This is a genomic window from Actinokineospora bangkokensis, assembly GCF_001940455.1.
Lineage (GTDB): Bacteria > Actinomycetota > Actinomycetes > Mycobacteriales > Pseudonocardiaceae > Actinokineospora > Actinokineospora bangkokensis.
Window position 1 is genome coordinate 319,557 of the sequence record NZ_MKQR01000007.1, and the last position, 16,598, is coordinate 336,154.

At 75.3% G+C, this 16,598-nt stretch carries 17 protein-coding genes; all 17 read left to right on the top strand.

Translation table 11 applies throughout. The features are described 5' to 3' along the window. The first annotated feature begins 12 nt into the window (after positions 1–12). The 17 genes from BJP25_RS05770 to BJP25_RS05850 all read left to right on the top strand — a co-directional run bounded on the left by BJP25_RS05770 (position 13) and on the right by BJP25_RS05850 (position 16,567). A complete protein-coding gene (locus tag BJP25_RS05770; RefSeq protein ID WP_075973712.1) occupies positions 13–1,137 on the top strand; it encodes an ROK family transcriptional regulator in 1,125 nt (374 codons plus the stop codon). Between the two features lie 68 nt (positions 1,138–1,205). Next, a complete protein-coding gene (locus BJP25_RS05775) occupies positions 1,206–2,114 on the top strand; it encodes an ABC transporter ATP-binding protein (RefSeq protein ID WP_075973713.1) in 909 nt (302 codons plus the stop codon). Next, entirely contained in the window at positions 2,111–2,827 is a 717-nt protein-coding gene (locus BJP25_RS05780; protein ID WP_075973714.1) for an ABC transporter permease, read from the top strand. Before BJP25_RS05775 ends, BJP25_RS05780 begins: the two co-directional genes overlap by 4 nt. Positions 2,828–2,844: 17 nt before the next feature. Beyond that, the gene (locus BJP25_RS05785; RefSeq protein WP_233157924.1) at positions 2,845–4,020 is read left to right on the top strand and encodes a sensor histidine kinase; all 1,176 of its coding nucleotides are present in this window, start codon (positions 2,845–2,847) and stop codon (positions 4,018–4,020) included. Further along, entirely contained in the window at positions 4,017–4,622 is a 606-nt protein-coding gene (locus BJP25_RS05790; RefSeq protein ID WP_075973716.1) for a response regulator transcription factor, read from the top strand. Before BJP25_RS05785 ends, BJP25_RS05790 begins: the two co-directional genes overlap by 4 nt. 81 nt (positions 4,623–4,703) lie before the next feature. After that, on the top strand, positions 4,704–5,720 hold the full coding sequence (locus tag BJP25_RS05795) for an isopenicillin N synthase family dioxygenase (RefSeq protein WP_075973717.1): 1,017 nt from the start codon (positions 4,704–4,706) through the stop codon (positions 5,718–5,720). Then, a complete protein-coding gene (locus tag BJP25_RS05800; protein WP_198943352.1) occupies positions 5,717–6,988 on the top strand; it encodes an O-acetylhomoserine aminocarboxypropyltransferase/cysteine synthase family protein in 1,272 nt (423 codons plus the stop codon). Before BJP25_RS05795 ends, BJP25_RS05800 begins: the two co-directional genes overlap by 4 nt. Positions 6,989–7,013: 25 nt before the next feature. After that, positions 7,014–8,555: an ABC transporter substrate-binding protein gene (locus tag BJP25_RS05805; RefSeq protein ID WP_075973719.1), complete on the top strand. Its 1,542-nt coding sequence runs from the start codon at positions 7,014–7,016 to the stop codon at positions 8,553–8,555. Beyond that, positions 8,552–9,505 carry an ABC transporter permease gene (locus BJP25_RS05810; protein WP_075973720.1) on the top strand — a complete coding sequence of 318 codons (954 nt, stop codon included), beginning with the start codon at positions 8,552–8,554 and terminating at the stop codon, positions 9,503–9,505. The genes BJP25_RS05805 and BJP25_RS05810 overlap by 4 nt, the downstream gene beginning before the upstream one ends. Next, entirely contained in the window at positions 9,502–10,338 is an 837-nt protein-coding gene (locus BJP25_RS05815) for an ABC transporter permease (protein ID WP_332888626.1), read from the top strand. Before BJP25_RS05810 ends, BJP25_RS05815 begins: the two co-directional genes overlap by 4 nt. Then, positions 10,335–11,120: an ATP-binding cassette domain-containing protein gene (locus BJP25_RS05820; protein ID WP_075973721.1), complete on the top strand. Its 786-nt coding sequence runs from the start codon at positions 10,335–10,337 to the stop codon at positions 11,118–11,120. The genes BJP25_RS05815 and BJP25_RS05820 overlap by 4 nt, the downstream gene beginning before the upstream one ends. Continuing rightward, positions 11,120–11,893: an ABC transporter ATP-binding protein gene (locus BJP25_RS05825; protein ID WP_075973722.1), complete on the top strand. Its 774-nt coding sequence runs from the start codon at positions 11,120–11,122 to the stop codon at positions 11,891–11,893. Before BJP25_RS05820 ends, BJP25_RS05825 begins: the two co-directional genes overlap by 1 nt. A 54-nt stretch (positions 11,894–11,947) precedes the next feature. Next, positions 11,948–12,934 carry a P1 family peptidase gene (locus BJP25_RS05830; RefSeq protein ID WP_075973723.1) on the top strand — a complete coding sequence of 329 codons (987 nt, stop codon included), beginning with the start codon at positions 11,948–11,950 and terminating at the stop codon, positions 12,932–12,934. A 124-nt stretch (positions 12,935–13,058) separates the two neighbouring features. Next, the gene (locus tag BJP25_RS05835; protein WP_233157925.1) at positions 13,059–13,844 is read left to right on the top strand and encodes an ABC transporter permease; all 786 of its coding nucleotides are present in this window, start codon (positions 13,059–13,061) and stop codon (positions 13,842–13,844) included. Positions 13,845–13,873: 29 nt separating this feature from the next. Then, the gene (locus tag BJP25_RS05840) at positions 13,874–14,890 is read left to right on the top strand and encodes a taurine ABC transporter substrate-binding protein (protein ID WP_198943353.1); all 1,017 of its coding nucleotides are present in this window, start codon (positions 13,874–13,876) and stop codon (positions 14,888–14,890) included. Continuing rightward, positions 14,883–15,686 carry an ABC transporter ATP-binding protein gene (locus BJP25_RS05845; RefSeq protein WP_075973724.1) on the top strand — a complete coding sequence of 268 codons (804 nt, stop codon included), beginning with the start codon at positions 14,883–14,885 and terminating at the stop codon, positions 15,684–15,686. The genes BJP25_RS05840 and BJP25_RS05845 overlap by 8 nt, the downstream gene beginning before the upstream one ends. Beyond that, positions 15,683–16,567: a TauD/TfdA dioxygenase family protein gene (locus tag BJP25_RS05850; protein WP_075973725.1), complete on the top strand. Its 885-nt coding sequence runs from the start codon at positions 15,683–15,685 to the stop codon at positions 16,565–16,567. Before BJP25_RS05845 ends, BJP25_RS05850 begins: the two co-directional genes overlap by 4 nt. The last annotated feature ends 31 nt before the right edge of the window (positions 16,568–16,598 follow it).

Genomic DNA, 16,598 nt, shown 5'->3' on the forward strand with positions numbered 1-16,598 from the left:
TAGGAGCCGCCGGTGCGTGACCTCCCCGAGCGGGCCCGCGCCGTCCTGCGCGCCGCGCACGACCGACCGGGCCTCACCAGGGCCGACGCCGCCCGCCTGCTCGGCATGGGCAGCGGCGCGGTCACCGAGGCCGTGGCCAGGCTCACCGCCGGGGACCTGCTCGCCGAGGCCCCGGCCGCCCCCAGCGGCGCCCGCGGCCGCCCCACCACCACCCTCGTGCCGCACCCCGGCGGGCCCGTCGTGCTCGCCGCCGCGATCTCCCACGAGGGCTGGCGCGTCGACGCCGTGCAGCTCGGCGGCACCTCCCTGACCTCGCGCACCGGCACCCACGGCGGCTCCTGGCCCCGGGCCCGCGACGGCCTGCGCGCCGCCGTGCGCGCCCTGCACCGCGCCCCGGGCCGGGTGGCGGGCCTGGGCCTGTCCGTGCCCGGCACCGTCCTCGACGGCCACCGCCTCGACGCCACCATCCTCGGCTGGCGCGAGGTCGACCTGCGCACCCTGTGGCCGGGCGCCGAGGTCTTCGCCGCCGACAACGACGCGACCCTGGCGGGCCTGGCCGAGGCCCGCCGCGGCGCCGCGGCGGAGGCGGCGCTGGCTCTGCACGTGCTCGTCGCCGCAGGGCTGGGCGGCGCGCTGCTCGACCGCGGGCGGGTGGTCGCCGGGGCCCGGGGCGTGGCGGGGGAGTTCGGGCACATGCCCTTCGGGCCGCCGGACCTGGCCTGCCCCTGCGGCGCCTCCGGCTGCTGGGGCGCGGAGACCGACGCGATCGCACTGTCCACACTGGTCGACGGGCAGGCCCCGGAGGACCCGGTCACCCGCGCCAAGGCCATCCTCGCCGCGGCGGCGGCCCCCGGCCGGGAGCGGGACGCCGCGGTCGTGCTGGCCCGGCGGCTCGGCCGCGGGTTGGCCGCCCTGGTCAACTCGCTGGACCCGGACCTGATCACCCTGGGCGGCCTGGCGGTCGACCTGCTCGTGGTCGCGCCCGAGCCGCTGTTCGAGGCCTACCGCGGCGGCCTGATGGCCTACCGCAGGCAAACCCCGACCCCGGTGATCCCCGCCGCCCTGGGCGACTCCGGGCCCCTCACCGGCGCAGCCGAGGTCGTGTGGGACCGCCTGCTCGCCCCGCCGCACCCATGACGGATGTCATGGCAGACCCGTGACGGGCGGCCTGCGCGTCGGCGCCCCGGCCGCGCCAGGCTCGGTGCATGACGCAGACACAGCAGCGCACCCGGGTCCCCGCGGTGGAGGTCTCCGGGGTGCGCAAGCGGTTCGGGGAGGTGCGCGCACTCGACGGCATCGACCTGACCATCGCCCCGGGCGAGGTGGTCGCCCTGCTCGGGCCCAACGGGGCGGGCAAGTCGACGGCGGTGGACCTGCTGCTCGGCCTGGCGCGCCCGGACTCCGGCAGCGTCCGCGTGTTCGGGCTCGACCCGCGCGCGGCCGTCGTCGCGGGCCGGGTCGGGGCCATGCTCCAGGACGGCGCCCTGCTGCCCGACGCCACCGTGGCCGAGGTCGTCGGCATGGTCGCCGCGCTGCACCGCCAGCCCGTGGGCGCCGCGCTTGACCGCGCGGGCGTCGGGGACCTCGCCGGGCGCCGGTGCGCGGCGCTGTCCGGCGGGCAGAAGCAGCGGGTGCGCTTCGCCGTCGCCCTGGTCAGCGAACCCGACCTGCTCGTGCTCGACGAGCCGACCGCCGCCATGGACGTCGAGACCCGCAGGCAGTTCTGGCGGTCCATGCGCGACTACACCGACGCCGGGCGCACGGTCCTGTTCGCCACGCACTACCTGGAGGAGGCGGAGGAGTTCGCCGACCGGGTGGTACTGGTGCGCCGGGGCAGGGTCGCCGCGGACGGCACGGTCGCCCAGGTCCGCGCCACCGTCGCCGGTCGCACGCTCACCGCCGCCGTGCCCGGCGCCACCGCGGACCGGCTCGCCGCCCTGCCGGGGGTGCGCTCCGCCCAGGTGCGCGCCGGTCGCGCCGAACTGGCCTGCGCGGACTCCGACGCCGCGGTGCGCGCCCTGCTCGCCGCCCACCCCGGCGCCCGCGACATCGAGATCAGCGCCCTCGGCCTGGAGGACGCCTTCCTCGCCCTCACCGCACAGGAGCAGAAGTGAACGCCCGCTACCTCGCGCTGGAGCTGCGCCGCACCGCCCGCGCGCCCCGGTTCCTCATCTTCACCGTCGGCTTCCCCGTCGTGTTCTACCTGCTGTTCTCCTCGGTGTACGGAGGCAGCGCGGACGGCAAGGCCGTGCTCATGGTCGGCATGGCCGCCTTCGGCGGGATGACCGCCGCGGTGTCCACCGGCACCCGCATCGCCGCCGAGCGGGCGGCGGGCTGGCAGCGCCAACTGCTGCTGACCCCGCTGTCGGGCACCGGCTACCTGCTGGCCAAGGCCATGACCGCGATGGTGGTCGCCCTCGGCCCGATCCTGCTGGTCGGCGCCGTCGGCGCGGCCACCGGCGTGCACCTGCCCGCGACCGGCTGGCTCCAGGCGCTCGGCGGCACCTGGGTGGCGCTGCTGCCCTTCGCCGTCCTCGGAGTGCTGATCGGCCAGGTGGCCACCGCCGACAGCGTGCAGGCGATCGGCAGCGCCACCTTCCTGCTGCTCAGCCTGGGCGGGGGCCTGTGGTTCCCGCCCGAGCAGATGCCCGCGTGGCTGCGCGGGGCCGTCCACGTCCTGCCGAGCTACTGGTACGGCGGCATCGGCCGCGACGTCGTCCTGCACGACCTGCGCCCCGGGCAGGCCGTCGCGGTGCTGGCCGCGTGGACGGCGGGCCTCGGGCTGGTGGTCGCCCGCCGGTTCCGGGCCGACGGCGCGCGGGCCTGAGCCGTACCGTGGACGCCGTGCGCAGCGAGGTTGTCGTGGCGGGGTGGACCCGCACCCGGCGGGTGTGGCTGCTGCTCGGCGTCGCCGTGTCGCTGGGCTTCCTGCCCCGCTCGGTGCTGGCGGTGCTGCGCGACGACCACCCCGGCTGGGCGAAGGCGCTGCTGCTGACCGCGGTCGCCGCCTTCGGGGTGGGCGGGGTCGCCGTCCCGTGGACGTCGCGGCGGGTGGGGGAGCGGACCAGGGTCGCCGGGTGCGCCGCGCTGCTCGTGCTCGGCTCCGCGATCACCCTCGCCCTCGGCCCGGACGCCAGCAGCGCGGTGGTGTTCGCCGCGGCGCTCACCGCCCTCATGCTGCCCTCGCTGTGGGTGCTGGCCCTCGACGGCGCCGTGGTGGCGGTGTTCGCGGTGCTGACGGTCTTCGACATCGGGCTCACCGGCGGCTGGGGCGCGCTGACCACCCTGGTGTCGGTCACGATGGCCCTGGGCTTCATCGGCAGGCTCACCCGTACCGTGCGCGAGCTGCGCCGGGCCCGCGACGAGATCGCCACCCTGGCCGCCGCCGCGGAGCGCAACCGGGTGGCCAGGGACCTGCACGACCTGCTCGGCCACAGCCTGACCACCATCACCGTCAAGGCGTCGCTGGCCCGCCGGGTGCTGGAGCGCGGCGACGACCCGGGGCGCGCGCTGGCCGAGGTCCGCGAGCTGGAGGAGCTGGCCCGCCAGGCCACCCAGGACGTCCGCGCCGCGGTCTCCGGCTACCGGGAGGTCACCCTCGCCGCGGAGCTGGCGGGGGCGGGAGCCGCCCTGCGCGCGGCCGGGGTCACCGCCGAGCTGCCCTCCGCCGTGGACACCGTCGCCCCGGCCCTGCGCGGGGTGTTCGGCCACGTCGTGCGCGAGGCCACCACCAACGTCCTGCGCCACAGCGGCGCCTCCCGCTGCACCGTCCGCCTGGGCCCGGACTGGGTCGAGGTGCGCGACGACGGCCGGGGCGGCGCGGCCGGGGCGCCCGGCTCGGGCCTGGCGGGCCTGCGCGAACGGCTCGCCGAGGTCGGCGGGGCGCTGGAGGCCGGACCCCTGCCGCAGGGCGGTTTCCGGCTGCGGGCCGTGGTTCCGTCGGGCGTGGTTCCGTCCGGTGGGGTTCCGTCCGGCGCGGCCCCCTCGGACGGGGTGCGGTCGGGCGTGGTGCCGTCGTGATCCGCGTCCTGCTCGCCGACGACCAGGCCCTCGTGCGCGGCGCGCTCGCCGCCCTGCTGGGCCTGGAACCCGACATCGAGGTCGTGGCCGAGGTCAGCACCGGCGACGAGGTGCTGCCCGCCGCCCGCCGCGCGCACCCCGACGTCGCCCTGCTCGACGTCCAGATGCCCGGCCTCGACGGCCTGTCCGCCGCCGCCGCGCTGACCGCCGCCCTGCCCGCGTGCAAGGTCGTCATCTGCACCACCTTCGGCCGACCCGGCTACCTGGCCAGGGCGATGGCGGCGGGCTGCGCGGGCTTCGTGGTCAAGGACGCCCCACCGGAGCGGCTGGTCGACGCCGTCCGCCGCGTCCACGGCGGCCTGCGCGTGGTCGACCCTGCCCTGGCCGCGGAGTCCCTGGCCAGCGGGCCCGACCCGCTCACCGACCGCGAGCGCGACACCCTGCGCGCCGCGGCCGAGGGCGGCAGCGTCGCGGACCTGGCCCGCGCGCTGCACCTGTCCGAGGGCACCGTGCGCAACCACCTGTCGTCCGCCATCGGCAAGACCGGCGCCCGCAACCGGGCCGAGGCGGCGAAGCTGGCGGAGGCGCGGGGCTGGCTGTGAAGCCCTGGAGCCCGCGTCCCGCCTTCCGGAATGTGAGAGCGGCGCCGCCCGCGCGCGGACCACGTCCTAGGGTCATCACCCATGAGCAGCCAGGAGCAGGTGACCGCCCTCCCGCTGATGGACATCTCCCGCTTCCGCGGTGCGGACCGGGAGGCGTTCCTGGACGACCTGCGGCGGGCCGCGCACGAGGTGGGGTTCTTCTACGTCGTGGGCCACGGCGTGCCCGAGGAGCTGATGACCGGCGTGTTCGACGCCGCGCGGGCGTTCTTCGCGCTCCCGGAGGAGCGCAGGCTCGCGATCGAGAACATCAACTCCCCGCAGTTCCGCGGCTACACCCGCACCGGGTACGAGTACACCGGCGGCACCCGCGACTGGCGCGAGCAGGTCGACATCGGACCGGAGCGGGCCGCGCTCGACGCCCCCGAGCACGCCTGGCAGCGGCTCATCGGCCCGAACCAGTGGCCGCAGGACGTGCCCGGGTTCCGCGACACCGTGCTGGCCTGGCAGGACGAGGCGCTGCGGGTGAGCCGGGAGGTGCTGCGGGCGCTGGCGGCGGCGATCGGGGCCGACGAGGGCTACTTCGACCGGTGGTTCGACGAGGAGGCCTCCACCCACGTCAAGATCGTGCGCTACCCCGGGCGCCCCGACGACGGCACCGAGCAGGGGGTGGGCGCGCACAAGGACTACGGCTACCTGGCGCTGCTCCAGCAGGACGAGGTCGGCGGGTTGCAGGTGCAGGCGCAGGACGGGGGCTGGATCGACGCCACGCCGGTGCCGGGCAGCTTCGTGTTCAACATCGGGGAGATGCTGGAGATCGCCACCGGCGGCTACCTGACCGCGACCCGGCACCGGGTCGTCAGCCCGCCCGCGGGGGTGCAGCGCTACTCGATCCCGTTCTTCCTCGGCCCCCGCCTCGACGCCGTGGTCGAGCCGATCGAGCTGCCCGCCGAACTGGCCGGGCGGGCGCGCGGGGTCAGCCAGGAGGCGGACAACCCGCTGCACGCCGCGTACGGGGAGAACGCGCTGGTGGGTTGGCTGCGCTCGCACCCGAAGGTCGCCCAGCGCTGGTGGGGCGACGTGCTGGCGGAGCGGTCGTGACCCACCGGTTCGAGACCCGGCAGGTGCACGCGGGCGCCCAGCCCGACCCGGTCACCGGCGCGCGCGCCACCCCGGTCTACGCCACCACCTCCTACGCCTTCCGCGACGCAGAGCACGCCCTGGCGGCCTTCGCCCTGCAGGACCTGGAGACCCACGCCTACAGCAGGCTGTCCAACCCCACCTCCGCCGTGGTCGAGGCCCGGCTGGCCGACCTGGAGGGCGGCACCGCGGCGGTCGCGGTGGCCAGCGGGCAGTCGGCCACGGCGCTGGCGGTGCTGAACCTGGCCAAGGCCGGGCAGCACGTGGTCGCCGCGTCCGCGCTGTACGGGGGCACCCACACCCTGTTCGCGCACACCCTCGCCGACCTCGGCGTCGAGGTGGACTTCGTCGACGACCAGGACGACCCGGCCGCGTGGCTGGCCCTGGTGCGCCCGACGACCCGCGCCTTCTACGCCGAGGCGATCGGCAACCCCCGGGGCAACGTCCTCGACATCGCCGCCGTCGCGGCGGCCGCGCACAGCGCGGGCGTGCCGCTCATCGTCGACAACACCGTGCCCACGCCGTACCTGTGCAGGCCGCTGGAGCACGGCGCGGACGTGGTGGTGCACTCGACGACGAAGTTCCTCGCGGGCCACGGCACGGCCATCGGCGGCGCGGTCGTCAGCGGCACCTTCGACTTCACCGCCGACGCCGAGCGCTGGCCCCAGTTCACCCGGCCCGACCCGACCTACCACGGCCTCGCCTTCGCCGACCACGGCGACCTGGCCTACTGCCTGCGCCTGCGCACCCGCCTGGTGCGCGACCTGGGGCCCGCGGTGTCGCCGTTCAACTCGTTCCTGCTGCTGCACGGCGTGGAGACGCTGTCGCTGCGCTTGGAGCGCCACGTCGCCAACGCCACCGCCGTCGCCCGGTGGCTCGACGCGCGCCCGGAGGTCTCGGCGGTGCACTACGCGGGCCTGCCGGGCAACCCCTGGCACGCCGCCGCCCAGCGGTACCTGCCGCTCGGGGTGGGCGGGGTGCTCGCCTTCGAGCTGCCCGACCTGGCCGCGGGCCGCCGCCTGGTCGACCGGCTGCGGCTGTTCAGCCACCTGGCCAACATCGGTGACCTGCGCAGCCTGGTCATCCACCCGGCCTCCACCACCCACGCCCAGCTCGACGAGGACCAGCAGCGCGCGGCGGGGGTCAGCCCCGGCCTGGTGCGGCTGTCGGTCGGGCTGGAGGGCGTGGATGACATCATCGCTGACCTGGACCAGGCCCTGTCGGGCTGACCACCACCAGAGGAGCCCCAGCACCATGCGCCCCCTGCTCAGCCTCCCGGCCGTGCTCGCGGCCGCGATCCTGGCGACCACGGCCTGCGGCACCGGGGCCGACCCGGGCGCCACCACCGCGAGCACCCAGGCGGCCACGCCCACCGACGACCAGCTCGACCTCGGCGCCACCGTGGACGTGCGGTTCGCGCTCGAACCGGTCAGCCTCAACCCGTTCCCCACCTCCGGGGTCGCGGTCGACCAGCTGCTGCTCGACAACGTCTACGAGGGACTGGTCAGCGCCGACACCTCCCAGGGCGACAAGGTCGTGCCGCGGCTGGCGTCCTCGTGGCAGGTCTCCGACGACGGCAAGTCCTACACCTTCACCCTGGTGCCCGGCGCGAGGTTCCACGACGGGTCCCCGCTGACCTCCGCCGACGTGGTGTGGTCGCTCCAGCAGGTGATCGCCCCCGGTTCCAAGGCGCTGCGCGCGGCCGAGTTCACCTCCGTCGCCGCGGTGTCCGCGCCGGACCCCACCACCGTCAAGGTCGACCTCAAGCAGCGCGACACGTTCCTGCTGTTCAACCTGACCCAGCGCGGCGGCATCGTCTACAAGCAGGGCACCGACTTCGCCGCGCTCGACGCGAAGGACAACGGCTCCGGGCCCTACCGGATCACCAACTGGAACCGGGGCGCGGACATCACCCTCACCCGTGACGACGCGTACTGGGGCGCCAAGCCCAAGAACGCCAAGGTGGTCTTCCACTACATCCCCGAGCCCAGCGCGGCCAACAACGCCGAGACCACCGGGCAGACCGACGTGCAGACCAACGCCGACCCCACGCTGCTCGCGCCGTACCAGGGCAACACCGGCTTCACCGTCCTCAAGGGCACGACGACGGACAAGTTCACCCTGGCGTTCAACAACAAGCGCGCCCCCTTCGACAACCCCGACGTGCGGCACGCCTTCCGCCAGGCGATCAACAAGAAGGACGTCATCGCCGCCTACGGCGCGGGCATCCAGGTCGGCGGACCGGTGCCGCCGCAGGACCCCTGGTACGAGGACCTGACCGGCGTCGACGCCTACAACCCCGACGGCGCCAAGGCGCTGCTGGCCAAGGCGGGCGCGGCGAACCTCTCGGTGACCCTGGACATCCCCAACGTCTACCCGCGGGCGATCTCCGACGTGCTGGTGTCCAACCTCAAGCAGGTCGGCGTGACCCTCACCGTGCGGCAGGTGGAGTTCCCGACCTGGCTGTCGCGGGTGTTCACCAACCACGACTACGAGCTGAGCGTCGTCGACCACGCCGAGGCGCGCGACATCGGCAACTACGCCAAGCCGGACTACTACTTCGGTTACGACAACGAGCAGGTGCAGGCCGACTACGCCGCCGCGCGGGCCGCTGCCTCCGACGGCGAGCGCGACGACCTGCTCAAGAAGGTGGCCAAGCAGGCCGCGGCCGACGCCGCGACCGACTGGCTGTTCGTCAACGAGACCCACACCGTCGTGCGCACAGGCGTCTACGGCGTGCCCTCGGCGGAGACGACCAACCGGTTCCCGGTGAGCGGCATCGCGGTCGGCAAGTGACGCTCTGGCTGCTGCGCCGCACGGCCCTGTTCGCCTGCTCCCTGCTCGCCGCCAGCCTGCTGGTGTTCCTGCTGCTGCGGCTGCTGCCCGGCGACGTGGCGGCGACCATCGCGGGCACCGACGCCACGCCCGAGCGGCTGGCGGCGATCCGGGCCGAGCTGGGCCTGGACCGCTCGGTGCTGGCCCAGTACTGGTCGTGGTTGACCGGGGTGCTGCGCGGCGACTTCGGCACCTCCCAGCTCAACGGCGCGTCGGTCAGCGCCGAGCTGGGCAACAAGCTCACCGTGACCGCGCCGCTGGTGCTCGGCGGCGCGGTCGTGGCGGTGCTGGTCGCGGTGCCGCTGGGCGTGCTCGCCGCCGTGCGCAACCGCACCGCCGCGGGCACGGTCATCAGCGCGGTGTCGCAGGTGGGCATCGCCGTCCCCGCGCTGTGGCTGGGGCTGGTGCTCGTGCTGGTGTTCTCGGTGCAGCTGGGTCTGCTGCCCGCGCAGGGCTTCCCGGTGGACGGCTGGTCGTCCCCGGGGACGGCGGTGCAGAGCCTCGTGCTGCCGTGGGTGGCGCTGGGCCTGACCGAGGGCGCGGTGCTGCTGCGGTTCGTCCGCTCCTCGGTGCTGGGCGTGCTGACCTCGGAGTTCCTGCGCGCCGCCCGCGCCAAGGGGCTCACCCGCGGGCAGGCGCTGCGCGCGCACGGGTTCCGCAACGCCGCGCTGCCGGTGGTGTCCGTGCTGGGCGTGCAGCTGGCCACCCTGGTCGTCGGGGCGGTCGTGGTGGAGCGGGTGTTCACCCTGCCGGGCGTGGGCAGCATGCTCGTGGCCGACGTGGGCAACCGCGACCTGGTGAAGGTGCAGGGTGAGGTGTTCCTGGTGGTGGCGGTGGTGCTGCTGATCAGCCTGCTGGTCGACCTCGCGCACCGGGTGATCGACCCGCGGCTGCGGGAGGTGGCGCGGTGAGGGTGCTGGCACTGGTGTGGCGCCGCCGGACCGGCGCGTTCGGCCTGGTGTGGCTCGGGCTGCTGGCGCTGGGCGCGCTGGTCTCGGCGTTCTGGACGCCGTTCGACCCGCAGCGCACCGACCCGGCCGCGTCCTGGCTGCTGCCGTTCACCGACGGGCACGTGCTGGGCACCGACCGGATCGGCCGCGACCAGTTCAGCCAGCTGCTCGTCGGCGCCCGCGAGACCCTGGTGGTGGCGGTGTGCTCGGCGCTGGTGGCCGCGGTGGTGGGGCTGCTGCTCGGGCTCGCCGCGGGCTACGGGCCGCGCTGGCTGGGCTCGGCGGCCGTGGGCGTGATCGACGTGCTGGTCGCGTTCCCGACGCTGCTGCTGGCCATGGTGCTCGCCGCGGTCTACGGCAGCTCGCTGGCCACCGTCGTCGCCGCCATCGGCATCGGCTTCGGGGTGGCGGTCGCCAGGGTCGCCCGCGCGGAGATCACCGCGGTGCGGCGCAGCGACTACGTGCTGGCCGCGCGCGTCGGCGGGGCGGGCACCGGGCGCGTCATCGCCCGGCACGTGCTGCCCAACATCGCCCCCACCCTGATCGTGCAGCTGTCGCTGGTGATGGCGCTGGCCGTGCTGGTCGAGGCGGCGCTGACCTACCTCGGCTACGGCAGCGCCCCGTCCTCGCCGTCCTGGGGCGGGATGCTGCACGAGCAGCAGGCGCACATCGCCGCCCGCCCCCTGCTGGTCATCTGGCCCGGCCTGGCCGTGGCGCTGACCGTCCTGGCCCTCAACCTGCTCGGCGACGCGCTGCGCGAGGCCACCGACCCGAGGCTGGTGCACGCCCGATGACCCTGCTCCAGGTGGCCGACCTGACCGTGCGCGTCGGCGGGCGCACCGTGGTCGACGCGGTCTCGTTCGACCTCGACGCGGGCGGGCGGCTGGGCCTGATCGGGGAGTCCGGGTCGGGCAAGTCGCTCACCGCGCTGGCGGTGCTGGGCCTGCTGCCCGACGCCGCCACCGCCACAGGGTCGGTGCGCCTCGACGGCCGCGAGCTCCTCGGGCTGGGCGACCGCGCGCTCTCGCGGGTGCGCGGCAGGCAGGTCGCCATGGTGTTCCAGGAGCCGCGCTCGGCGCTCGACCCGCTCATGCGCGTCGGCAAGCAGGTCGCCGAGCCGCTGGTGCGCCACCTGGGCCTGTCCCGCGCCGCGGCGGCCCGCCGGGCGGTGGCCCTGCTCGCCGACGTCGGCCTGCCCGACCCCGAGCACACCGCCCGCGCCTACCCCCACCAGCTCTCCGGCGGCCAGCTCCAGCGGGTCGGCATCGCGGGCGCGCTGGCCTGCGAACCCGCCCTGCTGCTCGCGGACGAACCCACCACCGCCCTGGACGTGACGGTGCAGGCGGAGGTGCTGTCCCTGCTCGACCGGCTCGTCGACGAACGCGGCGCCGCGCTGCTGTTCATCACCCACGACCTCGCCGTGCTCGCCAGGGTGGCCCGCCGCGTGCTCGTGCTGGGCCACGGCCGGGTGCTGGAGGAAGGCGCGCTCACCGACGTCCTGCGCTCGCCGGCCCACGACTACACCCGCACCCTGCTCGCGGCCGCCCGCGCCGCGTCGTTCCGGAGGGACGCCTGATGCTCACCGCCGCGGGCGTGCACCGCTCCTACACCCTGCCCCGCCGCTCCCTGTTCGGCCCCGCCGCCGTCCGCCACGCCGTCCGCGACGTCAGCCTCGACCTCGCGGCGGGGGAGCGGCTGGGGGTGGTGGGGGAGTCCGGCTCGGGCAAGTCGACCCTGCTGCGCGTGCTGCTCGGCCTCGACCGCCCGGACGCGGGCACGGTGCAGTTCCGCGGCAGGCCGGTGCTCGCGGGCCGGGACCTGGGCTGGTTCCGCCGCGAGGTCCAGATGGTGCCCCAGGACCCGTACGGCTCCCTCGACCCCCGCATGCGCGTCGGCAGCAGCATCCGCGAACCCCTGGAGTGCCTGTCCGTCCCCGGCGACCACACCGCCAGGGTCGCCGCCCTGCTGGCCGCGGTGGGCCTGGAACCGGACGCGGCGACCCGCTACCCCCACGAGTTCTCCGGTGGCCAGCGCCAGCGCATCGCCATCGCCCGCGCCCTGGGCCCCGAACCCGCCGTCCTCCTGGCCGACGAACCGTTCTCCGCCCTGGACGTGGCCGTCCGCGCCCAGGTGCTCACCCTCGTGCAGGACCTGGTCGACCGCCTTGGCCTGGCCCTGGTCCTGGTCTCCCACGACATCGGCGTGGTGCAGCAGCTGTGCGACCGGGTGCTGGTGCTCAAGGACGGCGTGGCCGTCGAGCAGGGCCGCACGGCGGACGTCCTGCGCGCACCGTCCCACCCGTACACCCGAGCCCTCCTCGACGCCGTCCCCCGCCTGCCGGACCTCTGAGCCCGGGAGCGGTGCCGCGGCGCGGGTGTCGGCGGGCTGGGCGACAATCACCCCATGCGACCCGGTGCCCACAACGCGCTGACCGACGTGCCCGGCGTCCTCGTCGGGCACACCACCCACCTCGGCGGGGGCCGCCTCACCGGCACCACGGTCGTCCTGCTGCCCCCGGGCACCACCACAGCCGTCGACGTGCGCGGCGGCGGCCCCAGCACCCGCGACACCGCGGCGCTCGACCCCCGCCAGGACCACCGCGAGGTCGCCGCCCTCGTCCTGACCGGCGGCAGCTCCTACGGCCTGGCCAGCGCCCACGGCGTCCTGGAGTGGGTGCTCGGGCACCGCCCCGACGCCGACCCCGTCGTCCCCACCGCCGCCCTGTTCGACCTCGGCCGCGGCGGCGACTTCACCGCCCACCCCACCGCCGCGTCCGGCCGCGCCGCCGCCGCAGCCGCCACCGCCGGCCCGGTCGCCCAGGGCAACGTCGGAGCGGGCACGGGTGCGCTGACCGCCCAGATGAAGGGCGGCCTCGGCACCGCCAGCGCCGTCCTCGACGACGGCACCGTGGTCGGCGCGGTCGTCGGCATGAACTCCCACCACCCCGCCCTCGACCACGCCACCGGCCTCCCCCTCGGCGCCGCCTTCGGCTTCCCCGGCGAGTTCCCCCAGCAGCCCCACGGTGAACCGGCCCGCACCCGCGCCGCCGCCCGCCTCGCCGCGACCATGGACACCCGAGTCATGCGCCAACCCCTCAACACCGTCATCGGCATCGTCGCCACCACCGCCCCCCTCACCCGCCCCCAGACCACCCGCCTCGCCGAACAAGCCCACGACGGCCTGGCCCTGGCCATCACCCCCTCCCACGGCCTCAGCGACGGCGACACCATCTTCACCGCCGCCACCGGCACGGCGGGCACCCCCGAAGCCGCCCTCGCCGCCGCCCCCGCCGTCTTCGCCCGCGCCATCGCCCACGCCGTCCTCGCCGCCGAGTCCGTCACGACCCCCTGGGGCCACCTGGCCGCCTACCACGAACTCTTCGCCGACTGACCGCACGCCGCCCGGCGGCACACCTTTCGGCGGGATCGCAAGGGTTCGCCCACGATCCGGGACGCGACGGGAGGGGGGTTCGGCTCAGGTAGCTTCGTGCGCGATCGAGCGAACGGAGTTCCTGGTGGCACAGCGGTTGTCCGGCGTCGCGCGCGACGTCGGGGTGCGGGTGGCGGCGGTGGCGGTGCTGCTCATCATCTGGGAAGGCCTTGCGCTGGCGGCGTTCTGGCCCCCGGTGGTGCTGCCCAGCCCCGGGCAGGTGTGGGACCAGTTCGTGGTGACGCTCACCGACGGGTACGCCGGGTCCACTGTGGTCGAACGGCTCGGGGTGAGCCTGCGGCGGGTGGGGCTGGGGTCGGTGTACGGCATCGGGATCGGCGTCGGGCTGGGGCTGGTGATGGGGTTGGTGCCGCTGGTGCGGACCATCACCGAACCGCTGGTGACGTTCCTGCGGGCGCTGCCGCCGCTGGCGTACCTGAGCCTGCTGGTGATCTGGTTCGGCATCGACGAGGAGCCCAAGGTCTACCTGCTGATGGTGGCCGCCTTCCCGCCGGTGGCGGTGGCGACCGCGGCGGCGGTCACCGGGGTCAACCGGCAGTACGTCGAGGCCGCGCAGGCCCTCGGCGGCAACCGGTGGCACGTCATCGGCACCGTCATCCTGCCCGCGTCGGCGCCGGAGATCATCACCGGGGTGCGGATCGCGGTGGGCATCGCCTACAGCTCCGTGGTGGCCGCCGAGACGGTCAACGGGGCGGACGGCATCGGCGGCATGGTGCTCAACGCCCAGCGCTACAACCAGACCTCCACCGTCATCCTCGGGCTCATCGTCATCGGGCTCACCGGGTTGCTCATCGACACCCTCATCCTGCTGGTCCAACGCGTGCTCTCCCCGTGGCGGGGGCTGGTGTGAGCAGCGATCCCCACCCTGGAGACAACACCGTGCAGTTCTCGCGCAGATCCGTGCTGACCATGCTCGCCGCGGCCCCCGTGCTGGCCGCGTGCGGCGTCGGCGGCTCGTCGTCCTCCGGTGAGCGCAAGAAGGTGCGCATCGCCTACCAGAACTTCGCCGACAGCACCCTGCTGGTCAAGGACCAGGGCACGCTGGAGAAGGCGCTGCCCGACCACGACATCGCCTGGACCCCGTTCGACTCCGGGGCGAGCATCAACACCGCGTTCCTCGGCGGCGCCATCGACCTCGCGGTGATCGGCAGCAGCCCCGCCGCGGGCGGCCTGTGCCCGCCGCTGCAGATCCCCTACCAGGTCATCGAGCTGCTCAACGTCATCGGCGACAGCGAGGCCCTGGTGGTGCGCAACGCCAGCGGCATCACCGACGTCAAGGGCCTGGTGGGCAAGAAGGTCGCGGCGCCGTTCAGCTCCACCGCGCACTACAGCCTGCTCGCCGCCCTCCAGCAGGGCGGGGTCGACCCGGCCTCGGTCACCCTCGTCGACCTGGAGCCGCAGAACATCCAGGCGGCCTGGCAGCGCGGCGACATCGACGGCGCCTACGTCTGGACGCCCGTGCTCAGCGTGCTGCAGAAGGACGGCAAGACGCTGACCGACAGCGCCAAGCTCGCCGCCGCGGGAAAGCCGACGCTCACCTTCACCGTGGCGCGCAAGGACTTCCTCGACGCCAACCCCGACGTCATCGCCCGCTGGCTCGCCGCGACCGACGCCGCGATCAAGCTCATCAAGACCGACCCGCAGCAGGTCGCCGCCGCGGTGAGCCGCCAGATCGGCGCCACCACCGAGGACGCCCTCTCGCAGCTCAAGCAGAACATCTACCTCGACCACGCCGAGCAGCGCTCGCCGGAGTACTTCGGCACCGCGCAGGCCCCCGGCAAGCTGGCCGAGCAGCTGCGGGCGACCGCGGAGTTCCTGCTGTCGCAGAAGAAGGTCGACTCGGTGCCCGACCTGTCGGTGTTCCAGTCCGCGCTGCGGGTGCCCACCGATGGCTGACGCGCTGCTGGAGCTCGCGGGCGTCGAGCACCACTACCGGACCAAGCGCGGCACCGTGCCCGCGCTCGGCCCCGTCGACCTGCGCGTCGAGCCGGGGGAGTTCCTGGTGGTGGTCGGCCCGTCCGGCTCCGGCAAGAGCACCCTGCTGCGGCTCGTGGCGGGCTTCGAGCGGCCCAGCACCGGCGCGGTGGCCCTCGACGGCCACCCGCCGGTGCCCGGCCGCGACGTGGGCGTGGTGTTCCAGCAGCCGCGGCTGTTCCCGTGGCAGACCGTCGGCGGCAACGTCGGCACCGCGCTGCGCTGGGCGGGCACCCCCAAGAACCAGCGCGCCGCGCGCACCCGCGAGCTGCTGGGCACCGTCGGCCTGGCGGACCTGGGGCCCCGGCGCACCTGGGAGATCTCCGGCGGCCAGCAGCAGCGGGTGGCCATCGCCCGCGCGCTGGCCACCCGGCCCCGGCTGCTGCTCATGGACGAGCCGTTCGCCGCGCTGGACGCGATGACCCGCGAGCGGCTGCAGGAGGACGTCCGCGCGTTCACCAGCACGGGCGAGCAGTCGGTCGTGTTCGTCACGCACAGCGTCGACGAGGCCGTCTTCCTCGCCACCCGGGTGATCGTGCTCAGCGACCGCCCCGGGCGCGTCACCCTGGACCTGCCCATCGACCTGCCCCGCACCGGGGCGGGCGCGGACGAGCTGCGCGGGTCGGCGGAGTTCGCCGGGTACCGCGGCGAGGTCTCCGCCGCCGTCCGCGCGGCAGTGCGCACCGGCACCGCCCAACCGGAAGGAGCCCAGCCATGACCGCCCCCACCCTCGACCGGCTCACCCCCACCCTCGGCGCCCGCGTCGACGGCGTCGACCTGTCCCGCCCGCTGCCGCCCGAGCAGGTGGCGGCGGTGCGGGCGGCCCTGCTGGAGCACAAGGTGCTGGTGTTCCGCGGCCAGCAGGACCTCACCCCCACCCGGCACCGCGACTTCGCCGCGGGCCTGGGCGAGCTGACCCCGGCGCACCCGGTCGTGCCCGGCCTGGACGCCGACCACCCGGAGATCTACGTCCTGGACGCGGGCGACGGCGGCAAGGCCCCGGTGTGGCACACCGACGTCACCTTCATGCGCCGCCCCCCGCTGGGCTCGGTGCTGCGCGCCGTCGAGCTGCCCCCAACCGGCGGCGACACCTGCTGGACCGACCTGGAGGCCGCCTACCTGCGGCTGTCCCCGCCCCTGCGCGACCTGGCCGACGGCCTCACCGCCCTGCACGACGGCCGCGCGGACTTCGACGAGTACCTGCACAAGCGCCTCGGCGGCGAGGGCGGCACCTGGGAGGGCGAGCGGATCCGCTCCCTGGAGCCGGTCGAGCACCCGGTGGTGCGCGTGCACCCCGAGACCGGCCGCAGGTCCCTGTTCGTCAACCCCGGCTTCACCACCCGCGTCGTCGGCCTCACCCCCGCCGAGAGCCGCGCCCTCCTGGACGTGTTCTTCGCCGTCATCGGCCTCCCCGAGCACACCGTCCGCCACCGCTGGGCCCCCGGCGACCTGGTCATCTGGGACAACCGCGCCACCGCCCACTACGCCATCGACGACTACGGCGACCAGCGCCGCGTCATGCACCGGGTCACCCTGCGCGGCACCGAACCCTTCGGCCCCGGCGGCCGGATCCCGCACCAGGGCCGCGCGGCGGCCTGAGGACGGCCCGCGGGAAAAGGCGCTTGACCGC

Excerpts from the sequence above, each read along its gene's own strand:
- BJP25_RS05845 (WP_075973724.1), top strand. The coding sequence starts at position 14,883 with ATGGCTGACGCGCTGCTGGAGCTCGCGGGCGTCGAGCACCACTACCGG.
- BJP25_RS05820 (WP_075973721.1), top strand. The coding sequence starts at position 10,335 with ATGACCCTGCTCCAGGTGGCCGACCTGACCGTGCGCGTCGGCGGGCGC.
- BJP25_RS05795 (WP_075973717.1), top strand. The coding sequence starts at position 4,704 with ATGAGCAGCCAGGAGCAGGTGACCGCCCTCCCGCTGATGGACATCTCC.
- BJP25_RS05830 (WP_075973723.1), top strand. The coding sequence starts at position 11,948 with ATGCGACCCGGTGCCCACAACGCGCTGACCGACGTGCCCGGCGTCCTC.
- BJP25_RS05775 (WP_075973713.1), top strand. The coding sequence starts at position 1,206 with ATGACGCAGACACAGCAGCGCACCCGGGTCCCCGCGGTGGAGGTCTCC.
- BJP25_RS05850 (WP_075973725.1), top strand. The coding sequence starts at position 15,683 with ATGACCGCCCCCACCCTCGACCGGCTCACCCCCACCCTCGGCGCCCGC.
- BJP25_RS05805 (WP_075973719.1), top strand. The coding sequence starts at position 7,014 with ATGCGCCCCCTGCTCAGCCTCCCGGCCGTGCTCGCGGCCGCGATCCTG.
- BJP25_RS05825 (WP_075973722.1), top strand. The coding sequence starts at position 11,120 with ATGCTCACCGCCGCGGGCGTGCACCGCTCCTACACCCTGCCCCGCCGC.